General features: G+C 64.4%; 18 protein-coding genes and 2 tRNA genes. 5 read left to right on the top strand and 15 right to left on the bottom strand.

The window, feature by feature from the left end; genetic code table 11:
• Positions 1 to 62 precede the first annotated feature (62 nt).
• From ACM43_RS19475 to ACM43_RS19465, 3 genes are read left to right on the top strand one after another with little or no spacing between them, the layout of a single operon-like run.
• Entirely contained in the window at positions 63 to 1,751 is a 1,689-nt protein-coding gene (locus ACM43_RS19475) for an aspartate:alanine exchanger family transporter (protein ID WP_271542165.1), read from the top strand.
• A gap of 10 nt (positions 1,752 to 1,761) precedes the next feature.
• Positions 1,762 to 2,646, top strand: a complete 885-nt coding sequence (locus tag ACM43_RS19470; RefSeq protein WP_442869324.1) for an alpha/beta hydrolase family protein — start codon at positions 1,762 to 1,764, stop codon at positions 2,644 to 2,646.
• Positions 2,647 to 2,669: 23 nt separating this feature from the next.
• Positions 2,670 to 3,254 (top strand): invasion associated locus B family protein, encoded by a 585-nt coding sequence (locus ACM43_RS19465; protein ID WP_271542164.1) that lies wholly within the window; start codon positions 2,670 to 2,672, stop codon positions 3,252 to 3,254.
• A gap of 14 nt (positions 3,255 to 3,268) precedes the next feature.
• Here ACM43_RS19465 and ACM43_RS19460 read toward each other — a convergent pair whose 3' ends face one another.
• Both ACM43_RS19460 and ACM43_RS19455 read right to left on the bottom strand, forming a co-directional pair.
• Positions 3,269 to 3,739 carry a response regulator gene (locus ACM43_RS19460; RefSeq protein ID WP_333919451.1) on the bottom strand — a complete coding sequence of 157 codons (471 nt, stop codon included), beginning with the start codon at positions 3,737 to 3,739 and terminating at the stop codon, positions 3,269 to 3,271.
• Between the two features lie 69 nt (positions 3,740 to 3,808).
• Positions 3,809 to 4,432 carry a response regulator transcription factor gene (locus ACM43_RS19455; protein ID WP_271542163.1) on the bottom strand — a complete coding sequence of 208 codons (624 nt, stop codon included), beginning with the start codon at positions 4,430 to 4,432 and terminating at the stop codon, positions 3,809 to 3,811.
• Between the two features lie 304 nt (positions 4,433 to 4,736).
• Between ACM43_RS19455 and ACM43_RS19450 the strand changes: the two genes are divergently transcribed.
• On the top strand, positions 4,737 to 5,420 hold the full coding sequence (locus tag ACM43_RS19450) for a helix-turn-helix domain-containing protein (RefSeq protein ID WP_271542162.1): 684 nt from the start codon (positions 4,737 to 4,739) through the stop codon (positions 5,418 to 5,420).
• A gap of 57 nt (positions 5,421 to 5,477) precedes the next feature.
• Here ACM43_RS19450 and ACM43_RS19445 read toward each other — a convergent pair whose 3' ends face one another.
• The 8 genes from ACM43_RS19445 to ACM43_RS19410 form a co-directional block, all read right to left on the bottom strand.
• Positions 5,478 to 5,930 (bottom strand): potassium channel family protein, encoded by a 453-nt coding sequence (locus ACM43_RS19445; RefSeq protein ID WP_271542161.1) that lies wholly within the window; start codon positions 5,928 to 5,930, stop codon positions 5,478 to 5,480.
• A 26-nt stretch (positions 5,931 to 5,956) separates the two neighbouring features.
• Positions 5,957 to 7,018: an AI-2E family transporter gene (locus tag ACM43_RS19440; RefSeq protein ID WP_404541182.1), complete on the bottom strand. Its 1,062-nt coding sequence runs from the start codon at positions 7,016 to 7,018 to the stop codon at positions 5,957 to 5,959.
• 724 nt (positions 7,019 to 7,742) lie between these two features.
• Positions 7,743 to 7,817, bottom strand: a tRNA-Asn gene (locus ACM43_RS19435).
• Between the two features lie 136 nt (positions 7,818 to 7,953).
• Positions 7,954 to 8,322: a hypothetical protein gene (locus ACM43_RS19430; RefSeq protein WP_271542159.1), complete on the bottom strand. Its 369-nt coding sequence runs from the start codon at positions 8,320 to 8,322 to the stop codon at positions 7,954 to 7,956.
• A gap of 208 nt (positions 8,323 to 8,530) precedes the next feature.
• Positions 8,531 to 10,225, bottom strand: a complete 1,695-nt coding sequence (locus tag ACM43_RS19425) for a flotillin family protein (protein WP_157284309.1) — start codon at positions 10,223 to 10,225, stop codon at positions 8,531 to 8,533.
• A gap of 23 nt (positions 10,226 to 10,248) precedes the next feature.
• Positions 10,249 to 10,908: an OB-fold-containig protein gene (locus tag ACM43_RS19420; RefSeq protein WP_157284307.1), complete on the bottom strand. Its 660-nt coding sequence runs from the start codon at positions 10,906 to 10,908 to the stop codon at positions 10,249 to 10,251.
• 10 nt (positions 10,909 to 10,918) lie between these two features.
• Positions 10,919 to 12,082: a PspA/IM30 family protein gene (locus tag ACM43_RS19415; protein ID WP_271542158.1), complete on the bottom strand. Its 1,164-nt coding sequence runs from the start codon at positions 12,080 to 12,082 to the stop codon at positions 10,919 to 10,921.
• Between the two features lie 437 nt (positions 12,083 to 12,519).
• Positions 12,520 to 12,780 (bottom strand): hypothetical protein, encoded by a 261-nt coding sequence (locus ACM43_RS19410; protein WP_271542157.1) that lies wholly within the window; start codon positions 12,778 to 12,780, stop codon positions 12,520 to 12,522.
• Between the two features lie 263 nt (positions 12,781 to 13,043).
• On the opposite strand from ACM43_RS19410, the gene ACM43_RS19405 reads away from it, so the two are divergent.
• Positions 13,044 to 13,238, top strand: coding sequence for a hypothetical protein (locus ACM43_RS19405; RefSeq protein WP_271542156.1), 195 nt, complete (start codon positions 13,044 to 13,046; stop codon positions 13,236 to 13,238).
• 83 nt (positions 13,239 to 13,321) lie between these two features.
• On the opposite strand, the gene ACM43_RS19400 is transcribed toward ACM43_RS19405, so the two are convergent.
• The 5 genes from ACM43_RS19400 to ACM43_RS19380 all read right to left on the bottom strand — a co-directional run bounded on the left by ACM43_RS19400 (position 13,322) and on the right by ACM43_RS19380 (position 20,834).
• The gene (locus tag ACM43_RS19400) at positions 13,322 to 13,468 is read right to left on the bottom strand and encodes a hypothetical protein (RefSeq protein WP_198399783.1); all 147 of its coding nucleotides are present in this window, start codon (positions 13,466 to 13,468) and stop codon (positions 13,322 to 13,324) included.
• A 174-nt stretch (positions 13,469 to 13,642) separates the two neighbouring features.
• Positions 13,643 to 13,716: transfer RNA gene (locus tag ACM43_RS19395), tRNA-Cys, on the bottom strand.
• 84 nt (positions 13,717 to 13,800) lie between these two features.
• A complete protein-coding gene (locus ACM43_RS19390; protein ID WP_271542155.1) occupies positions 13,801 to 14,541 on the bottom strand; it encodes a tRNA-uridine aminocarboxypropyltransferase in 741 nt (246 codons plus the stop codon).
• Positions 14,542 to 14,577: 36 nt separating this feature from the next.
• Positions 14,578 to 17,685, bottom strand: a complete 3,108-nt coding sequence (locus ACM43_RS19385) for an efflux RND transporter permease subunit (RefSeq protein ID WP_157284297.1) — start codon at positions 17,683 to 17,685, stop codon at positions 14,578 to 14,580.
• The gene (locus tag ACM43_RS19380; protein WP_271542154.1) at positions 17,685 to 20,834 is read right to left on the bottom strand and encodes an efflux RND transporter permease subunit; all 3,150 of its coding nucleotides are present in this window, start codon (positions 20,832 to 20,834) and stop codon (positions 17,685 to 17,687) included. Before ACM43_RS19380 ends, ACM43_RS19385 begins: the two co-directional genes overlap by 1 nt.
• Position 20,835 lies beyond the last annotated feature (1 nt).

Raw genomic sequence — 20,835 nt, 5'->3', positions numbered from 1 at the left:
TCTGGATCAAGCAACATCCCGCAGCCATCAATCAAATCACGCCGAAGTGCCGGGGAAATGCCATGGAAACCGTCAGGTGGATCATCGCCACCGCACCGGAAATTTTCCTGCTGCTCGCGATCGCGATCGGCACCATCCTCGGCCGCATCAGGATTCGCGGCTTCTCGATCGGAACTACCGCCTGCATCCTGATCGTCGCCGTGCTGATCGGACAGCTCGGGAGCTTCACGTTCCCGCCGATCCTCAGGGCGATCCTGTTCAGCCTGTTCGTTTTCACGATCGGCTACCGTTCTGGACCGGAATTCTTCGCCTCGCTGAGCGTGCGGACTTTGGCACAGGTCGTGCTCGCGCTGGTGATCGGAGCCACCGGGCTCGTCCTGGTGCTCATCTTCGCTCGTGTCTTCACATTGGACACGGGGACAGCGGCAGGACTGACCGCCGGGGCGCTGACGCAATCCTCGGTGATCGGCACCGCATCCGGCGCGCTACAGCAGCTCGGCCTGCCGAGCGACGTGCTGAAGCAGCAGGAAGCCAACATCGCGGCGGGCTATGCCGTGACCTACGTGCTCGGCTACATCCTGACGCTCCTGTTCGTGCCGTTCGTGGCGCCGCGGCTGATGCGGATCGATCTCAAGACGGAGGCCAAAAAGCTCGAGGCGGAGCTCGCCGGCGGTGCGCCGCCAAAGACGGAAAACCTGTCCTATCGCAAATTCCAGGCCCGCGCCTATCGCGTGTCAGCCGGCGCAGGTCGCACCATCGGCGCGATCGAGGCGGAGATCGGCAGCCGCACGGTCGTGGAGCGGATCGTGCGCGGCGGGGCCGACATCAAGCCGCAGCAGGACACCGTGCTGGAGTCGGGCGACGACATTGTCATTGCCGGACCGACCGCCGCGATCGTTGCGGCCAAGCCGATAATCGGCGCCGAGATCGACGCAGGCGAGCTGCTGCGCAACCTGCCTGGCAATGTGATCGAGGTGCTCGTTGAAAACCGTAAGTTGCACGGCCGCTCACTTCGCGAGATCGTTGACCGACTTGGATCCGATGCGCGCGGCGTATTCCTGCGTGCGCTCACGCGCATGGGGCGGGAAGTGCCTCTCGGTCCCGACACGCGGGTCTATCTCGGCGACGTCATGACGCTGGTCGGCAGCACCAGCAATATCGCGCGTGCAGCGGCGCAAGTGGGACACCCCCTGAATACCGGCGATCGAACCGACATCGCCTATCTTGCCGCCGGCATTGCAGTGGGTCTTCTCGCCGGCCTTGCCAGCTTCAAAGTCGGCACTGTCGCATTGACGCTGGGCGGTGGCGGCGGTGCGCTGATCGCCGGGCTCGTCTGCGGCTGGCTGCGGACGCGCCGGCCCGGCATCGGCGCAATGCCGCCGGCCGCGCAGCAGACCCTGAGCGACATCGGCCTCGGCGGCTTCATCGCGGCGATCGGACTCGGCAACGGCCTTGCCGCCTGGTCGGCGATCCAGGCCCACGGTCTGTTGCTGGTCGGCATGGGCATCGTGGTCACGCTGGTTCCGATGACGGTCGGAACGCTGGCTGCTTACCATCTGCTGCGCATGAACCCGGTCGTGACCTGCGGCGCGCTCGCCGGCGCGATGACGGTCGATGCCGCCGTCACCGGCGCCTGCGACGTTGCGGAGAGCCAGACGCCGGTGCTCGGCGTTGCCGTCCCCTACGCTGTCGGCAATGTCGTCCTCACGGTGCTCGGCCCGATCGTCGTGGCCGCAACCTACGCAGGTTGAGGGGGCCCAGATGCGACGCGGACCTACCTTGCTCCATTCTCTCGCGATCACCTTCCTCGCCCTCATCATGGCCGCATCGCCCACGCGCGCCGGGGACGAGGTCCGCATCCAGGAGGAAATCTGGGCGCTGCCTCTGCCGCTGCCGATGTTCGCCTATCTGGTGCGCCCAGTCGGCGACGGTCCGTTTCCGCTCGTTATCATGAATCACGGCGTCTCGCTCGACGCGACCGAGCGCAGCCTTTTCCCGCTGGTCGAATTTCGCGACGCCGCCAAATGGTTTGCGAAGCGCGGCTATCTTGTGGTGGCGCCGGTGGGCAGCGGCTATGGCGCGCAAGCGATCGACATCCCCGAACGCGGGCTGTTCGGCCCGTTCTTCTCGAAAATCGGAAGGTGCACCAATCCCAATTTCCGTGATGCGGGCCTCGCGATCGCCCAGGTCGATCTCTGGATCATTGACTACCTGGCCACCGAGAAGCGGATCATCCCGAAGGACGTGATCGTCGTCGGGCAGTCCGCCGGCGGCTGGGGCGCGATCGCCCTGTCGAGCGTGAACCCGCCGCAGGTGAAGGCCATCATTGTCTTTGCCGGGGGGCGCGGCGGACGGGTCGGCGGCAAGCCGAACAACAATTGCGCACCCGACCGGCTGGTCGAGGCCACCGCCGATTTCGGCCGCACATCGCGCGTGCCGATGCTGTGGATCTACATCGGGAACGACACGTTTTTCGGTCCCGACTTGTCAAAGCGCATGCACACGGCCTTCCTCGCCGCCGGCGGCCGGGCCGAATATCACCTGATGCCACCGTTCGGCACCGAGGGACATTTCTTCCTCGGTTCGCCGGATGCGGTCCCGCTCTGGTCGCCGTTGGTCGCCAGGTTTCTAGATGCGCAGAACTGAGTCCGGATTTCGGAGTTGCAGCGATGGCCCGTGCTCTTGATTGTCTCTCTGGCCTCCTGATGGTTGCAGCAATCGGGGCCGCCACGATCTCGAGCGTCGCCTCACCCATGGCAGCGCAATCCGAAAAGCCCGCCGAGGTCGCAACACGCGGCCAGCGTGACGCCAACGACATCAGCTATGGCAGCTGGCAAAAACTGTGCTTCAGGGCTGGCGGTGCGCCCACCCTCTGCCGAACCTCGATCACTGGGCGCTTCGCGACCGGGCAGACCGCCGTGCGCATCGATCTGATCGAGCGGGAGGACGCGCCCACAGCCCGCCTGCAGCTGTTCGTGCCCGTCGGGATGTACCTGCAACAATCACCGAAATTGGCCGTCGATCATGGCGCCGCGTTTCGCGTTCCCTATACCTGGTGTCTCACCAATCTATGCGTCGCGGCGGACGTCGTGGCGCCGAAAATCATTGATGAAATGGAAAACGGTCAGACGCTTCTGCTCGAACTCGTCGATTCAAATCTTCTTGCCGTGACGACCTCGATTCCGCTCGCGCAATTTGCTTCCGCCCACAAGGGGGCGCCGACCAGGACGCTCGAACAATATGTCGACGAATGACGGCCGAGGCGGAGCTACGAGACGAGGGCGCGCTCGACGGACTCGATCAAGGACTGAGCCGCAAACGGTTTGATGAGATAGGCGATGCAGCCTGAAGCAATCGCTGCGGCGCGGTTCGCCGGGCTGTCATTGCCGGTGACATAGATCACCGGCGCTGCGATGCCATTCCCGGCCAAACTTCGCCGCACCTCGATGCCGGACCTCACACCCAGATTGATGTCGAGGATGATGCAGATCGCCGTATGGAGCCTGCCATGATCGAGCAAGGCGCTATCAGAGTCGAACAGAGTCGTTGCGAAGCCGTGTCCCCGCAGAAGCCGGTCCATGCTGGTCCGCATGGACAGATCGTCATCTACGACAAAGACGGATTCGCGCAGGGGCAAGGCGATTTGCCTTTCTGGAAGACGCCGTTGGGATATTGGATTGCGAAGGCTCTGCATTCTGACGCGGTTATGTGTGCATCTTGCACACAGCTTGTCGCGCACTGTCAACACGCCTCGGCATTGTCCTTTGGGACAGGCGCATCGAGGGAACTTTACGCCGTTCCGAAGCCGTCAGCGTTCGTCGGGATTGAGCATTCCGAGACGCTCTGCGATCGAAACGAGCTCCGCCAGCGAGCGAACCTGCATCTTCTCCATCACTTGATGGCGGTGTGCTTTCACGGTGCGCTCGGTGGTCCCCAGCTCATGCGCGATCTGCTTGTTGATCCGGCCGCGCACGATCAGATCAAACACCTGTCGCTCGCGCTGGGTCAGCGCGGCCAGATGACGACGAAGCGTATCAAGCCTGCTGGCCTGGGCCCGCGCCGTCCGCTGACTGGCCAGCGCCCGCTCGATGGCATCGAGCAGTTGCTCGGACGAAACTGGTTTGGTCAGGAAGTCTTCCGCACCGGCCTTGATTGCACGTACGGTCGTTGGCGTGTCGGCATGACCAGTCAGGAAGATGATGGGTAACATCGAACCGGACGCGGCCAGCCGGGCCTGCAGGTCCGGGCCGCTCAGGCCAGGGATCCGGACGTCGAGCAGGATACACCCGGCCCGCTCGTCATCCGACAGCGAGTCCAGCAGCTCCAGTGCGGAAGCATATGTCGCCACCTCGTACCCCGCGAGCTTCAGCCGGCGCTCGATCGCGGTCCGAAAGGACGCGTCGTCGTCAACAACGTGAACAAGGCCTGGCAACTTCTACCTCTCGCCCAACTCAATGAGGACGCTCGACGTCCTTCTTATTGTTCAAAGCGATCCTCACGTCTGAAAGTCGAAATATCTGCTTCGCAATTCGTCGCAGCTACCCTGCGCAGAGGGCTTCTCATCCAGCGCAGCAATCGTCCGTGCTGTCCTTTGGTACAATGAACCTTGGGACAATGGATAACAATACTTCGCTGGCCGAAAATCAACTTCGGCGGGAGTGGGATTGCGCGGCGCATTTCCGGCAACGTATTTCGTCTGACAGACCAATTCGGCGGAAAAGCTGAGGAGTTGGCCTATGTTCGTTCGCATCACGACGGATTCCACGCTGCGACCCAATACTCTCCGCGACCTCGGTATGGCAAGTCATTCAAATGCACTGGTCAATTTAAGCGAATTTTCCTACCGGAAAGGCTCCGAGATCTACGGCGAGAAGGAGCCGGCCGAGTATGTCTATCAGGTCAAGTCCGGCGCGGTACGAAGCTACAAGTTGCTGTCGGACGGTCGCAGGCAGATCGGCGCATTTCACCTCGTCGGCGACATCTTCGGGCTCGAGAACGGCAGCGAGCACCGCTTCACGACGGAAGCCATCGTCGATACCACGGTGCGACTGATCAAACGCCAAAGCCTGGAAATCGTAGCCGAGAGCGATGCCATGGTAGCCAGAAACCTGCTCAGCATGACCACGAATAACCTCCAGCATGCTGAAGACCACATGCTGCTTCTCGGCCGCAAGACCTCCCTGGAGCGTGTCGCCGCGTTCCTGCTCGAAATGGACAAGCGCCTGACGGCTGCAGGCGTCATGGCGCTTCCGATGTCACGCCGCGATATCGCCGACTATCTCGGCCTGACGCTGGAGACCGTCTCGCGGGCTTTGTCGCGGCTGCATGAGCTCGGCGTGCTCGGCTTCATCGGCAACACCCAACGCCAGATCATGCTGCTCGACCGGCACCAGCTCGCAAGCCTCGATCTGCAGCCCTGAGCCGGCGAAAGGCCGGTTCACGATCCGCAATGGTCGCGGTTGACCGAGGCGACAGCATCAGGTGCGTGGCAGGTCCGCGCCGGGTTTTTCGGTGAGGCCGAGATGGTCGAGCGTCTTGAGCAAGACTTCGAACAGAATGGCGGCGGACCAGCCGAACAGCAGAACACCGTTCATGGCGGTCAGCGGACCGAGCAGGCGCCATTCGCGCACCGGCGTGATGTCGCCGTAGCCAAGCGTGGTGTAGTTGACGAAGGCAAAGTAGAGCATGTCTGCGTCGGCGGCGGCCTGGACGACATGATAGGTCGCCGCCCACACCAGAATTTCGATCATGTGGGCGATCTTCAACACGACGACGATCGTGATCATGACGCTCATGAGGTGCAATCGCGGCCGCTTGGTATGGCGCGGGACGGCACTGCGGGCGACGGTGACGGCGACCACCGTCACGAGCGCGTGTATTCCGATATTGATCACGCTGACGAGCGTGCCGACAAGGAATTGGAGCATCATCGGGGTGAACCACACCTCATTTCAGCCTAGGCCAACCGTGCCTCGATCGTTTCCTTTGCGACAACGGTTTCCTGATCGACCCGCGCTGACGCAGCGCGGTCGATTCCTGTCCATGCGGTCGCGAGCTCCCAGGCCACCGACAGGATGATCGGCCCAATGAACAGTCCGATGATTCCATGCGCGAGCGTACCACCAATGACCCCGATCAGGATGACCAGCGTCGGCGTCGTCAGGCCCCGCCCCATGAGGAGCGGCTTCAGCACGTTGTCGAGCAGACCGACGACGACCAGATAGACAGTCAAGAGCAGGGCGACGGTCACGTCCTTGTCCACCCATATCCAGACCAGCACGGGGAAAAGAACGGGGCCGGCGCCGATTTGGACAATCGACAGCAAGAGCACGACGACCGCGAGCAGTCCCGCGCTTGGGATCTCTGCGAGCTTGAAGCCGATGCCCGCCAGCAAGGCCTGAAGGATGGCGACGCCGATAATGCCCTGCGCGACGGCGCGTATGGTTGCGCCGGCGAGTTCGAGAAAGTGCTCGCTCCGGCCGGGCACGACGCGCAACAGGAAGCCGCGCAGCGCGGCGACGAGCTGCGCGCCGTGCGGGAGCAGAAAGCCCGCGACGATCACCGACAGCAGGAATTGGAGCATGCCAATTCCGGTGTCACCGGCAAACGACAGCATCACTCCGGCGAGCGGTTTCAAGTACGGCGCCACTTCGCGCAGCGCCGCACGGATGTTCGTGTAGGCCTCGTTCCAGATCGCGTAGAGCTGAGGACCGATCAACGGCCAGCTCCTGATCTGCTCCGGTGCGGCCTGGAGCGCGAGATCGCCACTGCCGATCTGGCCCGCAAGGTCCCGGATTCCTTCGACTGCACTGAGGCCGAGCCAGGCGGCGGGACCGATGACGATGCCCAGCGTGATCAGGGTGAGAACGGCTGAGGCTGTCCGGGGACGGCCACCGAGGCGTTGGGCGAGCCAGGCGAAGACGGGATGAAACGCCACGGCCAGCACGGCGCTCCAGCTCAGGATCGGCACGAACGGCCGGAGGACGACAAATGTCCAGAAGATCAGCAGCCCGAGCAAGCCTAGCCGGATCACGAGTTGGACAATGTCCTCCGCGGACAGAAGCTGGCGAAGCGTTTTCAAGGGTCGTTGCCTCCAGGCCGACGGACCGCTGCTGAGCAGCTAGCGGGGCGGCCCACCGCGGAGGCTTGATCCAGATCAAGCTCGCAAGTCACGTCAGCCTCGCTTGGTGGCGGCCTTAGCTGGACGCCTCAGCTTGCACGGAAGGTCGGCTGGTGGGTTCCAGCGGGCGAGGATCGCCTCGGAATACATCATTCTGGGGCGTATTTCACGCCGATCAGGGACGCCACCGCTGATCGGGGAGGATCGCACCTTGCTCGTTGCGATGACCGAGCTTGTCGAGTTCGGCCGCGAGACCAGCAAGAGCCAACATCGATCCTCTACGTGGCCCCTTTGGTCGTGATCAGATGGAATAGGCCGCCGCCATCGGCCAGCTTTATGTCCTTCGATTCGGCCTTGGCGCTTAGAACGGCCCGATCAGAGAGCGCCTTCCGGAATTTCATTCAAACCCCCGTGGCTGGAATTTGGGGGTATCTGAGGGGGTGAATTTGGGGGTGCAAGGCCCCTACCCCCCCTTCCATACCCCCAACGGCTCCGGACGAGGGCGGGCGCCGATGGAAGCCTTAGAACATAACAGAACATCAAAAGCCCTGAAATTTCAAGGGCTTATCCACATGTCTTGTTTGATTTTGGAGTGTTTGGAGAGGCTTACGAAACAGCCTGATGGCTCCCCGGGCTGGATTCGAACCAGCGACCATCCGATTAACAGTCGGATGCTCTACCGCTGAGCTACCGAGGAAAGGGCGAACCGTTCGTTCGCGCGCGGCTGCGTATAACAAAGCCGCTTGCGCTTGCAAAGGACGAATTCGTCATCATCCGCAACGCGCTCGGAGGGACCTGGAACGGCCGCACCTCCGGCCGGGACCGGGCAAGGATTATTCCGCCAGGAACGAGGTGGTCTTGGTGCCGGGGTCGTAGCGCAAGCGGAGCGCGGTGAGCTTGCAGAGATTGACGTTCTTCCACAGCACCGACTCGTCATAGTTCTTCCAGTCGACCCGGATGTTCCAGACGCAGCCTTCATCGTCGTCGTCGAACTCGACATAAGTGCTGGCCTGGTTCTGCAACACCTTGTCGAGCTCGTTCTCCCATTCGTCCAGCCCGTCATCCGGCGCGTTGAAACCCAGAAACTTGATGGCATAGCCGGTCTCGTTGACGACGGTGACGTTGCGGGCATCGGTCGCAAGTGACGGCGTGGCGGCGATCGAAAGGGCGATCGCGATCAATCCGGACAGAAAATGCTTCATCTGAAAATCCTCCGATCAAAACAGGCCTCGGCGACCGGCATGGATCGGCGCGGGCGCCGCGGCAGGGAAATGCGTTGCCTGGAGACACGTCCGGAGCGCGATCGCCATGTTCAAGAAACGATCAATCTGCACTCCGGGACGGCTGCGCGACGCGAGACGCGCCCAACCTGTTTATCGTTTCGAATTCTCAGCAGCAATGAACCGGCATTCATAGATCGGCAGAGTTTGTTTTCTCCGGTACCGGCACCGGTACGGCCGCGCCATTGCTCTTGCCCGTCACGGCACCGACCAGCGCCTTGACCGGATCGTCGCCCGGCGCAAAGCCGCTCTGGCGCAGGATCTCGTCGATCATCGGACGCAGCGCGTGAACCTTGAGCAGCTCGCCGGCCAGACCTTCGCCGAAGCCGACATTGCCTCCACTCGCACCATTGCCGCCGAACGCGCCGCCGGTGTGCAGGATGCGGACATCCTTGAGGTTCGCGATCGGCTTCACCATCTCCGCCAGCGCGGACGGCATGGTCTCGATCCGCTTCTTGGCGATCTCGAAATCGATGACGTTGCTGCCGAGCTTGTTCTGCGCCTCGTTCTTCATGGTGATGACGGCGGCTTCCGCCTCGCCGATGTTGCGGACGCCGACCGCCTTGATCTTGTTGGATTCAGCTTCGGCGGTGGCCAGCGTCTTGACGGCTTCGGCGCGATCGAGCGAGGCCTTCTTCTCGGCCTCGGCGGCGACGATCAGCTCGGTCGATTTCCGTTCGGCCTCGGTGCGTGCGGCCAGCACCTGGGTCAGGCGGGCACGATCGGCGACCTCGATGGCGCGCGCGGTGACGACCTTTTCCTCCGCGGAGACGGCCAGCGCCTCGGCGGTCTTGGCTTCGGCGACGGCTTCCGACGTCTCCTTGCTCTTCGCCGCGATCTGGATCTCGTTCTCCTGCGTCGCGATCTGGATCTCGCGCTGGGCGTCGGTCTTGCGCTTGTTGATTGCCAGCTCCGACTCGATCACCGCGGTTTCCTTGACCTGCTTGGCACCCGCCTCCTTCTCGGCAACCGCGCGATCGGTGTCGATGCGAGCGTTCTCCTCGGTCAGACGCGCTGTCTGCGTCGCGGTCGCGACCTCGGCGCGGGTGCTCGCCGTCTTGTTGGCGATGTCGCGCTCCTGCGACAGCTCGGCTTCCTTCTTGGTCCGCTCGATCCCGAGGGTCTGCTGCCGGGCTTCGAGATCCTTTTGCGCGATCGCCACCTCATTGTCGCGAACGATGGCGTTTCGATCGCGCCGCCGGGTTTCGGTGACGGTTTTCAATTGGGTGAGACCTTCGGCGTCGAAGAAATTCTCCGGGTTGAAGAATTTGACGTCGGTCTGGTCGAGCTTGGTCAGCGACACCGATTCCAGCTCGAGCCCGTTCGACTTCACGTCAGACTCGACCGTGGACTGCACGTGCTTGACGAAGTCCGAGCGCTTCTCCTGGAGCTCCAGGATACTCATGGTCGCGGCGACCGAGCGCAGGCCGTCGACGAATTTCGCCTCGACCTGGTTGCGCAGCGCCTCGGCATCGTTGGTCAATGCACCCAGCGTCTGGCTCGCGAGCGCGATGCTCTCCTCGTCGGGACGGACACGCACATAGAACTCGGCGACGATGTCGACGCGCAGGCGATCCTTGGTGATGAGGGATTCCCGCTCCTTGCGCTCGACGGTGAGGCGCAACGTCTTCAGGTTGACGCTGGCACAGGAGTGGAAGATCGGAAGGATCATGGCGCCGCCGTCGAGCACGACCTTCTTGCCACCGAGCCCGGTGCGCACGAAGGCCTCGTCGCGGGTGGCGCGCTTGTAGAGGATGGTGAAGACGATCCCCAGGACGACGATCAGCGCGACGCCGATCACGGCCGGGACTGCGATGTCGAACATGACTTTCTCCGCTGTGGGACTTGCTAATTGCTTAGAGTGGGCTTCGACGGCTTGAGTTCATCGTCGGCCTTCACCGCGACGAAGCGCGTGCCGTCGCGGTCGACCAGGAGAACCATGGTTCCCTGGGGCAAAGGTCCCGATTGCGGCGCCGCGACCGCCGAGACGAAATGGCGGTTGCCGTGGACGTCGGCGACACTGACGCGGCCGGGCGGCCCCTGGTCGAGCGGGCCGACGACGACCTCGCCGATGCGGCCGACGAGATCGCCGAGGCCGACGACGTAGCTTTCGTCCTTGGGAATGATCCGCGCGATGGCACGGCTGGAAACGCGGACCAGTGGAACCGATGCGGCGACTGCCCCGATCGAGGCGACCGCCGCCGGCAAGGGACCCGCCACCATCCGCGCGAGGTCCTGGATCAGGAAGCCGGTGATGGAGAAGGCGCCGAGCAGCAGCAAGAGGAAGATCAGGAGCGGCACGCCGCCGACATTGATCCATGAAATAGCGTTGAGCACGCCGTTGTCGCTGGGATGAGCAAAATCGATGTTGGTGCCCAGCATCTCGCTCAAGGAGGCCCCGACCAGCATCGAGATCACCTCGACCGAGCCGACGATGATGATCATAGCCGCCGCGATCGCGAACGGCCTGACTTCAGGCGCCATGACGTGTTCGAGCAAAGCGCTCATGACACCGCACTCAGGAGCCCGACTTCAACCGGGCCAGCCTCGCTGCAATTTCCTTGTCGCGATGGAGCGTGCTCAGCTCGTCGATGTCGCTCGAATAAGGAATTCCCGGCGGCACGCCGGTGGCCCGTGCCACTGCCCTGCCCGCCCGCAGCGCCTTCGCGGCAGCGGAGGTGCCGCCGGATTTCCGCGACGACGTCGATGTCTGTGGGCTGGCCTGTGCCTCGCTCTTTTCCAGATCGGCCCGGCGCTGCTCGGCATCCTGGAGCGCCGACAGCACCGCGCGGAGCGATGTGACGCATTGCTCGATCTTCTCGTTGTTCTCGTCGATGGCGCGAGAGAGCACCTCGAACTGCGCCTCCAGGTCCATTTGCCGCGCGATGCCGGCGCGGGCGAGATCATCGCGCCCGTCTGCGATCGCGGCCTCGATCTTGGCGGTCAGATCGGTCATCGCCCGCTCGATCTCGCTGCGGCGCGCGTTGAGGCGATATTCCTCGGCCCGCGCAGCGGCGAGCGCATCGCGCGCTTCGGTCTCGGCGCGCTCGATTTCGCGGATGGCCTGGCCGACCACCTTCAGCTTGTTCTTGCCTTCCGCCTGCTCGATCGCATCGTACGCGATCCCGGCAATCAGGCGCCCGACTCGGGACAGGAAATTGTCGGGAGCGGCAGCGATGTTATCCATGGCGTTCTCCTCCTCTGGCAGGCTGTTCGGCGTGACGCCGTAGTGAACTTCGAAACCGTCGTCGGTGCGGATGAGGCGCGCCGGCACGCTCTGCCCCCAGCCCTCGGCATAGCCGGCGTAGTCGAAGGGCACGCTGAAGCGCCCTTGCACGGTCGCAATCGAAATGGTGGCGGGCCCCTTGATCTTGGCGAGCTTGTCGTCGAGCGGCAGGCGGCGCCCTTGCGCGGCGCGATACTCCGCGCGGTCGCGGAGCCCCAACGTCACCAGCCGCGAAGGCAGCGCCGTCTGTTTGCGGATCGGCTCATAGGCATGGGCATGGAGCAGGACCACATTGGAACCCACATTGTGGGTCCGCGCCACCTCATCGAGGACTTCCATCATGCGGTCATAAGCCTGGAATGTCGCCTCGATGGCGGCCTTGGCGGCCGGGTCAGGGGCAAGCCGGTAACGCAGCGCGGACGGCGCGTTTTTGCGAGATGGGCTCATAGAAAGCACTAAAGCACCATTTTGGTGCTTTCGGAAGAGGAAACTCGATCACGTTCTGCTGATTCCCATACACTCTGTAGGTTAGTCGCGGCGACGAGGGCCTGCGTTCAAGGCTGCCGATCATCCCTAGCGGACGGCCGATCAAGATTTGATGCACGCTTCGGTTGAAATTTGAGACGAATGCTGTGGGTGTTCGGTAAGCCGTCATTCTCTCGACGCGCCGTTGCGCGGAGCTCCGGCCGCAGCAGCGATCTGCCAGATCGCGCAATTATTTCGGTGAGCTCATTTGACGGAGATATGACGATCGCCGACCAAGATGCGACGACGGTACGAAGCATTCACGTCCGGCATCCGCAGCAAATCCACAGCATATCCACAGGGTGCCTGTGACCGATTCGCGAGCCTCTGCGAGACACTTGCTGCGCACAAACCCACAGGCGGGCCGTTCAGCCACCCGCCTGGTCGAATACGGATCGGCAGGCCTCGCTGAGGTTGGCGCGGTTGCGACGCAGGCAGGCGGTGATGGCGCGGACGTTGGGGATCTCGCCGGCGCAGAGCCGGTAGACATCGGGCGTACAGGCCCGCCGCTGCTCTGCCGTTCCCTGTGCATGGGCCGCGGAGGCAAACAGCGTCAGGAACAGCCCGACCGTCGAGGCGCTCCGCGCCCGGCTCTTCACGCCCGCAAACCGCAAGAACCTCGCCTTCATGACCGGTCTCCCGCTCTGCACTGCCCGCTCCGGCCTGCATTGGCCGGCACGGTGCAAAGGGGTTACGAGAAATAAACCGCCAGGGACGTGATCTCCTTCACACCCGCCGCGCGGCGGCGGCACATAGGGTTGCCCCGGGGATTTTCAGGAATCGCTAACCATTCGGGTCCCGATCGCCGCATCGTTAAAATGCGAACGATCGGGTCAATACGGAAACAAATCGGCTTTGCGACATTGCGCCGTCCGCGTTCTGCGAGGGTGTGATGAGCGAAGCCGAATTCAATTTGCTGCTGGATGCTGTCCGGGACGCCATGGTGTTTGAGGATTTCGCGCCTGTGCCGGTGGAGAAATACGTGCCCCGCTCGTGGAGCTTCAACGCGACGCCCAACGCTGCCAATGACAACGAGGGCGCCTGGCCCCTCCTGCCCTTTCCCGACGACTGGTACGCGGCCTGCTGAGGTCCGCCTTGAAGTGAACCGATGCGTCCGCCTTGCGGGCGGTTCGGCGTGACCGAGCGCCGGGGGGGACCGGCGCAGCCCGATCAAGTCTTGACGCGCTCCTCGCCGTGCTGCGGCGCCCGGTCGGGTGCAGCCGGCGGAAAGATGCTGTCATAGATCGCGCGCGCCTCAGCAATGAGGCGGGCCCGCTCCAGCTCGGATTTCGGGACAAATCGAACGACGTCGCCCACGTGCTCTCCAGCTCCAGGGTTTGGATGCGTCTCTTCGCAGATGCGAAGTCTATGCCAGAGGACTGAATCGCACCTTTCCGCCAAGCCCCGGGCAAACCCGGTGACTGGCTGGCGCGTGCGGCTCGGCGAAACCGCCCAAAAGTCAAAATTTTGCGGAAAATCAGAGACTTGTGATGGAGGCCACGACCAGAATTGAACTGGTGTACACGGTTTTGCAGACCGTTGCGTAACCACTCCGCCACGTGGCCCCGTAAGGGCGGACCAATATAGGGGATCAATGGCTTAGGCAACCCCACGGCCCGCGGGTAGCACAGCGAAATGTCCAGGCAAAATCAGGCGCGCTTGCCGCGCCGGAAGTCGCGCCGGCGGCCCTTGGGCGCGGGCTTGGGTGCCAGTTCCGGCATCTCGGCCTGGACCTCGCGGTAGCGAGCCAGCATCCGTTCGAAACTGGCATGAAGCGTCTCGGCGATATCAGAGCGCCGCTCGAGGCCGGCGAGGATCGTCGCGGCGGCTTCGATGGTCGAGAGGCCGTCGCGGCGCGGCTCCTTGCGCAAGCGCCCGTAGCGAGAGGGATGCGCCGGATTGAGGATCACGCGCTGGCATTTGAGCATCCAGGGATTGCGCCACCACAGCGCCTTGGCCTGGCTCCAGGTGCCGTCGAGCAGCACCACGCCTTCGAGCTTGCCGAGGATCGCGCGCTGGTTCTCCGCGACCTCGCCCTTGCGGTTGAGCGCGACGATCTCAGCTTCGGCATCGAGATCGGCCGCGCGTGCCGAGCCGAGATAGAGCACCGCCCAGTGCGAAGCATTCTCGACCGGACGTCCCAGCGCCTTGGACAGGCTCGGCCAGGACAGGCCGACCCGCACCGTGGCATCGGCAAAATGCCTGGCCAGCAGCCGCGCCGTGCCGAGCGCCCTGTCCTGCTCCTGCGGATGCTGCAGGATCAGGAGCGAGAGCCGGTTCTCGATCGGCGTGACGCTGTCGCAAATGCACAGCGGCATCGGCTTCTGGCAATGCGGGCATTCGGGGATCGGCTCGGCCGGCGCGGCGGTAGTGTCGGACGGATTGGACATGGCGCCGCTATACGCTTGACGCGGCGCTGCAACAACCTATTCCGCCGGGGCCGCCAGCGGACGCGGCTCGGATCGCCGCCGCAGGCGGTCGATCAGGAGGTAGATCACGGGCGTCGTGTACAGCGTCAGGATCTGCGAGACGAACAGGCCCCCGATGATGGTGATGCCGAGTGGGCGGCGCAACTCCGTGCCGGGGCCGGTCGCGATCACCAGCGGAATGCCGGCAAACAGCGCCGCCATGGTCGTCATCAGGATCGGGCGGAAGCGCGCCTGGCAGGCCTCGAAGATCGCCTCGGCCGAGGACAGGCCGCGCTGGCGCTCGGCATCGAGCGCGAAGTCCACCATCATGATGCCGTTCTTCTTGACGATGCCGATCAAGAGGATGATGCCGACGAAGGCGATCACCGTCAGCGGCGTGTTGGTGAGCTGCAAGGCCAGCAGCGCACCTAAGCCGGCCGAAGGCAGCGTCGAGATGATCGTGAGCGGATGGGCGAGGCTCTCATAGAGCACCCCGAGCACGATATACATCGCGACCAGCGCGCCGAGGATCAGGAGCGGCTGACGACCGCTGGTCCTGGCGAAATCGCCGGCATTGCCGTCGAAGCTGCCACGAATGCCTTCGGGCATGTGCAACTCGTCGACCGCGCGCTGGATGTTCTGGGTCGCCGCCTGAAGCGGCACGTCCGGCATCAGGTTGAAGGACACCGTGGTCGATGGGAACGACTGCGAATGATAGACGGCAAGCGCAGCGAGCCCACGCGTCGCGCGCACCACGGCCGACAGCGGCACCTGCGCATCTCCCGCCCCGGCGACGTAGATGCGATCGAGATTGGAGGGGTCGACCTGGAACTTCGGGTCGATCTCCAGCACGGTCATGTACTGATTGCGCTGGGTGTAGATGATCGAGATCTGCCGCTGTGCGAAAGCGTTGTTCAGCGCGTTGTCGATGTCCTGGACCCTGACGCCGAGCGCGGACGCCTTCTGGCGGTCGATGGCGAGCGTCAGCTGCAGCCCGCCGGGATCGCGATCGCTGGAGATGTCGGTGATGCCCTCCACGCTCTCCAGGCGCTTGGCCACGATCGGCGCCCATTTCTGCAACAGGCCGAGATCGGTGCTGGTGAGCGTATATTGGTAGTCGGAATCGCTCTGACGCCCGCCGGCCCGCACGTCCTGGGCGGCGAACATGAAGAGGCGGATGCCGGGCACGGGATACAGCGCGCGCCTGAGCCGGTCGATCACGACCTCAGTCGACACGTGGCCACGCTCCTCCGGCGGCTTCAGGCTGATGAACATGGTGCCGCGGTTCGAGGTTGCCGGCCCCGGCCCCCCGCCTCCGCTGCCCACGGTCGAGCCGATGCCGGCCACGGCCGGATCCCGCATCACGATCTCGGCGAGCCGCTGCTGCAGGCCGAGCATCGACTGAAACGAGATGTCCGCCGAGGCGCGCGTCGCGCCGATGATGAGGCCGGAATCGTCGGTCGGGAAGTAGCCTTTGGGGACCTTGATGTAGAGCGTCACCGTGAGCGCGATGGTGGCGAAGAACACCAGCAGCGTCAGCAGCGGGAATTCCAGCACGGTGCGCAAGCTGCGGGCGTAGAACGCGACGGTGCGCGATAGCGCGCCTTCGATAATGCGGTCGAACAGCGTTGCCGTGCCGGAGGTGGTCTGCCGGATGTAATGGGCGCAGATCATCGGCGTGACCGTCAGCGACACCAGCGTCGAGACCAGGATGGCAAAGGTCAGCGTCAGCGAGAATTCGCGCAGGAGCCGGCCGACGACGCCGTCCATGAAGATCAGCGGCGTGAAGGCGGCGATCAGCGACAGGCTGATCGAGACCACGGTGAAGCCGATCTGCTTGGCGCCCTCCTGCGCCGCCCGGAACGGCCGCATGCCTTGCTCGAGGTTGCGGAACATGTTCTCGATCATGACGATGGCGTCGTCGACGACGAAGCCGACGGAGATGGCGAGCGCCATCAGCGACAGGTTGTCGATGGAGAAGCCTGCGACCCACATGCCTGCGCAAGTGCCGGCGAGTGCCAGCGGCACCGAGATGCCGGCCGCGATGGTCGGCGTCAGCCGCCGCAGGAACACGAACACGACGACCATCACAAGGACGGACGTTGCCAGCAGCGTCCATTGCATGTCCAGCACACTGGCGCGGATCGTGCCGGTCCGATCGACCAGGGTGGAGATCTCGACACCGGCCGGGATCCACTGCTTCAGCTCGGGGATGAGCGCCTTGACCCGGTCGACGGTGTCGATGACGTTGGCATCGCCCTGCTTGGTGATCTGGATCAGAACCGCCGGTTGCCTGTTGAACCAGGCGATCGAGCGGACGTTGCGGACGGAATCCTCGATGTCGGCGACGTCCGACAGCCGCACGAAATTATTGCCCGAGCTCTTGATGACGATGTCGCGGAACTCCTTCGCCGTGCGCATCTGCTTGTTCAGCGACAGCGTCTCGCTCTGGCGCTCGCCTTCGAAGATGCCGACGGGGCCGAGCGCGTTGGCGGCGATGATCGCGGTTCGCACGTCGTCAGTGGCGATTCCAGCATTGGACAGCGCAACCGGGTTGAGCTGCACGCGCACGGCCGGCTGGTCGGCGCCGGAGATCGACACGTTGCCGACGCCCGGCACCTGCGAGATGCGTTGCGCCAAGACGCTGTCGGCGACGTCGTAGATCGCCGACGGAGAGATCGTCTTGGAGGTCAACGCCAGCACGAAGATGGGTGCGCCGGCCGTGTTTGCCTTGCGGAAACGCGGCAGCGTCGGCAGGTCGCTCGGCAGGTCGACCATCGCGGCGTTGATGGCCGCCTGCACGTCGCGCGCGGCCTTGTCGATGTTGCGGCCGATGTCGAACTGAAGCTGGATGCTGGTCGTGCCGAGGCTCGAGGTCGAGGTGATCTGGTTGATGCCGGCGATCTCTCCCAACCGCCGCTCAAGTGGCGACGCCACCGTCGCCGCCATCACGGACGGATCGGCGCCGGGCCGGCTGGCGGAGACGAAGATGGCGGGGAAGTCGACATTCGGAACCGAGGCGACGGGCAGGAACTGGTAGGCGACGATACCCAGCAGGAACAGCCCGATCGACAGCAGCGTGGTCGCGACCGGACGGCGGATGAAGGGCTCCGAGATCGATGCCATCACTGCATCCCCTCGGTCGCGCCGGCGACCGGCGGGCCGCCGGATTCGGCCGGCGGCAATGCCTGCTCGAACCGGCGGTTGATGCGGTCGAGCGCCAGGTAGATCACGGGCGTCGTGTAAAGTGTCAGGAGCTGGCTGAGCAGCAGACCGCCGATGATGGAGATGCCGAGGGGAAAGCGCAGCTCGGCGCCGGTGCCGCTCTCGATCGCGAGCGGCAGCGCCCCGAACAGCGCCGCCAGCGTCGTCATCATGATCGGACGGAAGCGTAACAGACACGCCTGCACGATCGCTTCGTTCGGCGACATGCCCCGCCCGCGCTCGGCCTCGAGCGCAAAGTCGATCATCATGATCGCGTTCTTCTTGACGATGCCCATCAAGAGGATGATGCCAATCAGGCCGATCACCGAGAGGTCCTGTCCGCACAGCATCAGCGCCAGGATCGCGCCGACACCGGCCGAGGGCAGCGTCGACAGGATCGTGATCGGATGGATATAGCTCTCGTAGAGCACCCCTAACACGATGTAGATCGTGATGACGGCGGCGAGCAGCAGCCACGGCTGGCCGGCGAGTGCCTTGGCGAATTCGGCGGCGTCGCCGGCATAGACGCCGACGATGCTGCCCGGCATGCCGATGCGGGTCTCGATCACCTTCACAGCTTCGACGGCATCGCCAAGCGCCGCGCCCGGCGCCAGGTTGAAGCTGAGCGACACCGACGGGAATTGCGCCTGGTGCGAGATCGCGAGCGGCGCCGTGGTCCGCTTCAGCGTCGCCACGGCCGACAGCGGCACCTGGGCATTGGGCGCGCCGGCGGTGGCGCTCGCGGCGCCCGGCAGATAGAGCTTCGACAGGATCGAGGGATCGCGCTGATACATCGGCAGGGCCTCCAGCACCACGCGGTACTGGTTGGCCTGGCCGTAGATGGTCGAGATCTGCCGCTGCGCGAAGGCATCGTTCAGCGTGTCGGTGATTGCTTGCAGGCTCACCCCGAGCTGGCCGGCGCGCGTGCGGTCGACATCGAGCTGCGCCCGCAGGCCGCCCTCCTGCGCCTCGGAGGAGACGTCCCGGAACAAGGGATCGCGCCGCATCTCCGCAACCAGCTTGCGCGCCCATTCCGAGACCAGCGTCGCATCGGTGCCGGTCAGCGTGTACTGGTATTGCGAGCGGCTCGACTGGGTCGAGATCTGCACGTCCTGCACCGGCTGGAAATAGACGGTCATGCCGGGGATGCCGGAGACCCGCTCCTTCAGCCGGGTTACGACCACGCTGACATCGTCTTGGCGCTCGCCGCGCGGCCGCAAGCTCATGACGAGCCGGCCGACATTGGTGGTCGGGTTGATGGAGCCCGCACCGATCACCGACACCACGCCGACCACATCAGGGTCGGCCCTGATGGCCTCGGCCGCCTCGGCCTGCCGCCTCTTCATTTCCGCAAACGACACGTCGGGCCCCGCCTCGGTCACCGCCGTGATCGACGCGGTGTCCTGCAGCGGCAGGAAGCCCTTGGGCGCGACGACATAGAGCACCAGCGTCGCGATCAGCGTAACGAACGTCACGACCAGCGTGGCGCGCTGACGCTCCAGCACCCACAACAGCGATGTGTGATAGGCGTCGACCGTACGGTCGATGAAGCGGCTGATCGCGGCCAATCCCGGCACGGCCAGCTCCTCGTGCGCGTGCTTGAGCAGCCGCGAGCACATCATCGGCGTCAGCGTCAGCGAGACCACCGCCGAGGTCACGACCGCAATCGTCAAGGTCAGCGCGAATTCGCGGAACATGCGCCCGACCAGGCCCGACATGAACAGGAGCGGGATGAAGACCGCAATCAGCGACACCGTCAGCGAGATCACGGTGAAGCCGATCTCGCTGGCGCCCTTCCGCGAGGCTTCCATGGCGCCGTCGCCATTTTCCATGTGACGCACGATGTTCTCGATCATCACGATGGCATCGTCGACGACGAACCCGGTGCCGATCGTGAGCGCCATCAGCGACAGATTGTCGAGGCTGAAGCCGGCAAAATACATGATGCCGAAGCTCGTGATCAGCGACAGCGGCAGCGCGACGCCGGCGATCACGGTTGCGCGCAGCGAGCGCAGGAACAGCAGCACCACGAGCGTCACCAGCACGACGGCAAGGACCAGCGTGAATTGTACGTCGCGCACCGAGGCGCGGATGGTAACGGTGCGGTCGGAGACGATGGTGAGGTTCACGCCGGCCGGGATCGCGCGCTGCAGTTTCGGGATCTCGGCGCGGATCTGGCTGACGACGTCGATGACGTTGGCGCCGGGCTGGCGCTGGATGTCGAGGATGACCGCCGGCGTGCCCTGGTACCAGCCGCCGGTGCGGTCGTTCTCGAGGCCGTCGACGATCTGGGCGACGTCGGCAATGGTCACCGGCGAGCCGTTGCGGTAGGCGATGATGACGGGCTTGTAGGCGTCGGCCGCCGCGATCTGGTCGTTGGCGGCGATGATATAGGATTGCTGCGCGCCGTCGAGCGAGCCTTTCGGCCCCGAGACATTGGCATTGGCGATCGCGGTGCGCAGATCTTCCATCGCGATGCCGTAGGCTGCAAGGCGCGCCAGGTCGGCCTGGATGCGCACGGCCGGCTTCAGCCCGCCCAGCACGGACACGCGCCCGACGCCGGAGATCTGGCTCAAACGTTGCGCCAGAATGGTGTCGGCGATGTCGCTCATGACCCGGAGCGAGATCGTGTCCGAGCGCAGCGCCAGCGTCATCACCGGCGCATCCGCCGGGTTCACCTTGGCGTAGGTCGGCGGGTAAGGCAGCGTCCTCGGCAGCACGCCCGCGGCGGCATTGATCGCGGCCTGCACGTCCTGCGTCGCCCCGTCGATATCGCGGTTGAGGTCGAACTGCAGCGAGATCTGGCTGACGCCGAACGAACTCGTCGAGTTCATCGCCGAGAGCGACGGGATCTGCCCGAGCTGCCGCTCCAGCGGCGCGGTGATCAGCGAGGCGATCACGTCCGGACTCGCGCCCGGCAGCTGCGTCGTCACCTGCACGGTCGGGAAATCGACCTGCGGCAGCGCCGAGACCGGCAGCGCGAAATAGCCGAGCAGCCCGCCGATCAGAAGCGCGATGCCGAGCAGCGAGGTCGCGATCGGCCGGCGGATGAAGGGTTCGGAGACACCCATG

Origin of the sequence: Bradyrhizobium sp. CCBAU 45321 (assembly GCF_028128975.1) — a bacterium.
In the GTDB taxonomy this organism is placed as follows: domain Bacteria; phylum Pseudomonadota; class Alphaproteobacteria; order Rhizobiales; family Xanthobacteraceae; genus Bradyrhizobium; species Bradyrhizobium yuanmingense.
The sequence above is the reverse complement of the archived record's forward strand: the minus strand, read 5'-3'. Positions and strand labels throughout refer to the sequence as shown.

Coding starts and splice junctions, on each gene's coding strand:
- ACM43_RS19445 (WP_271542161.1), bottom strand. CDS start 5,930: ATGATGCTCCAATTCCTTGTCGGCACGCTCGTCAGCGTGATCAATATC.
- ACM43_RS19405 (WP_271542156.1), top strand. CDS start 13,044: ATGAGCGAAGCCGAATTCAATTTGCTGCTGGATGCTGTCCGGGACGCC.
- ACM43_RS19475 (WP_271542165.1), top strand. CDS start 63: ATGGAAACCGTCAGGTGGATCATCGCCACCGCACCGGAAATTTTCCTG.
- ACM43_RS19450 (WP_271542162.1), top strand. CDS start 4,737: ATGTTCGTTCGCATCACGACGGATTCCACGCTGCGACCCAATACTCTC.
- ACM43_RS19420 (WP_157284307.1), bottom strand. CDS start 10,908: ATGAGCGCTTTGCTCGAACACGTCATGGCGCCTGAAGTCAGGCCGTTC.
- ACM43_RS19425 (WP_157284309.1), bottom strand. CDS start 10,225: ATGTTCGACATCGCAGTCCCGGCCGTGATCGGCGTCGCGCTGATCGTC.
- ACM43_RS19390 (WP_271542155.1), bottom strand. CDS start 14,541: ATGTCCAATCCGTCCGACACTACCGCCGCGCCGGCCGAGCCGATCCCC.
- ACM43_RS19465 (WP_271542164.1), top strand. CDS start 2,670: ATGGCCCGTGCTCTTGATTGTCTCTCTGGCCTCCTGATGGTTGCAGCA.
- ACM43_RS19410 (WP_271542157.1), bottom strand. CDS start 12,780: ATGAAGGCGAGGTTCTTGCGGTTTGCGGGCGTGAAGAGCCGGGCGCGG.
- ACM43_RS19380 (WP_271542154.1), bottom strand. CDS start 20,834: ATGGGTGTCTCCGAACCCTTCATCCGCCGGCCGATCGCGACCTCGCTG.
- ACM43_RS19430 (WP_271542159.1), bottom strand. CDS start 8,322: ATGAAGCATTTTCTGTCCGGATTGATCGCGATCGCCCTTTCGATCGCC.
- ACM43_RS19470 (WP_442869324.1), top strand. CDS start 1,762: ATGCGACGCGGACCTACCTTGCTCCATTCTCTCGCGATCACCTTCCTC.
- ACM43_RS19385 (WP_157284297.1), bottom strand. CDS start 17,685: ATGGCATCGATCTCGGAGCCCTTCATCCGCCGTCCGGTCGCGACCACG.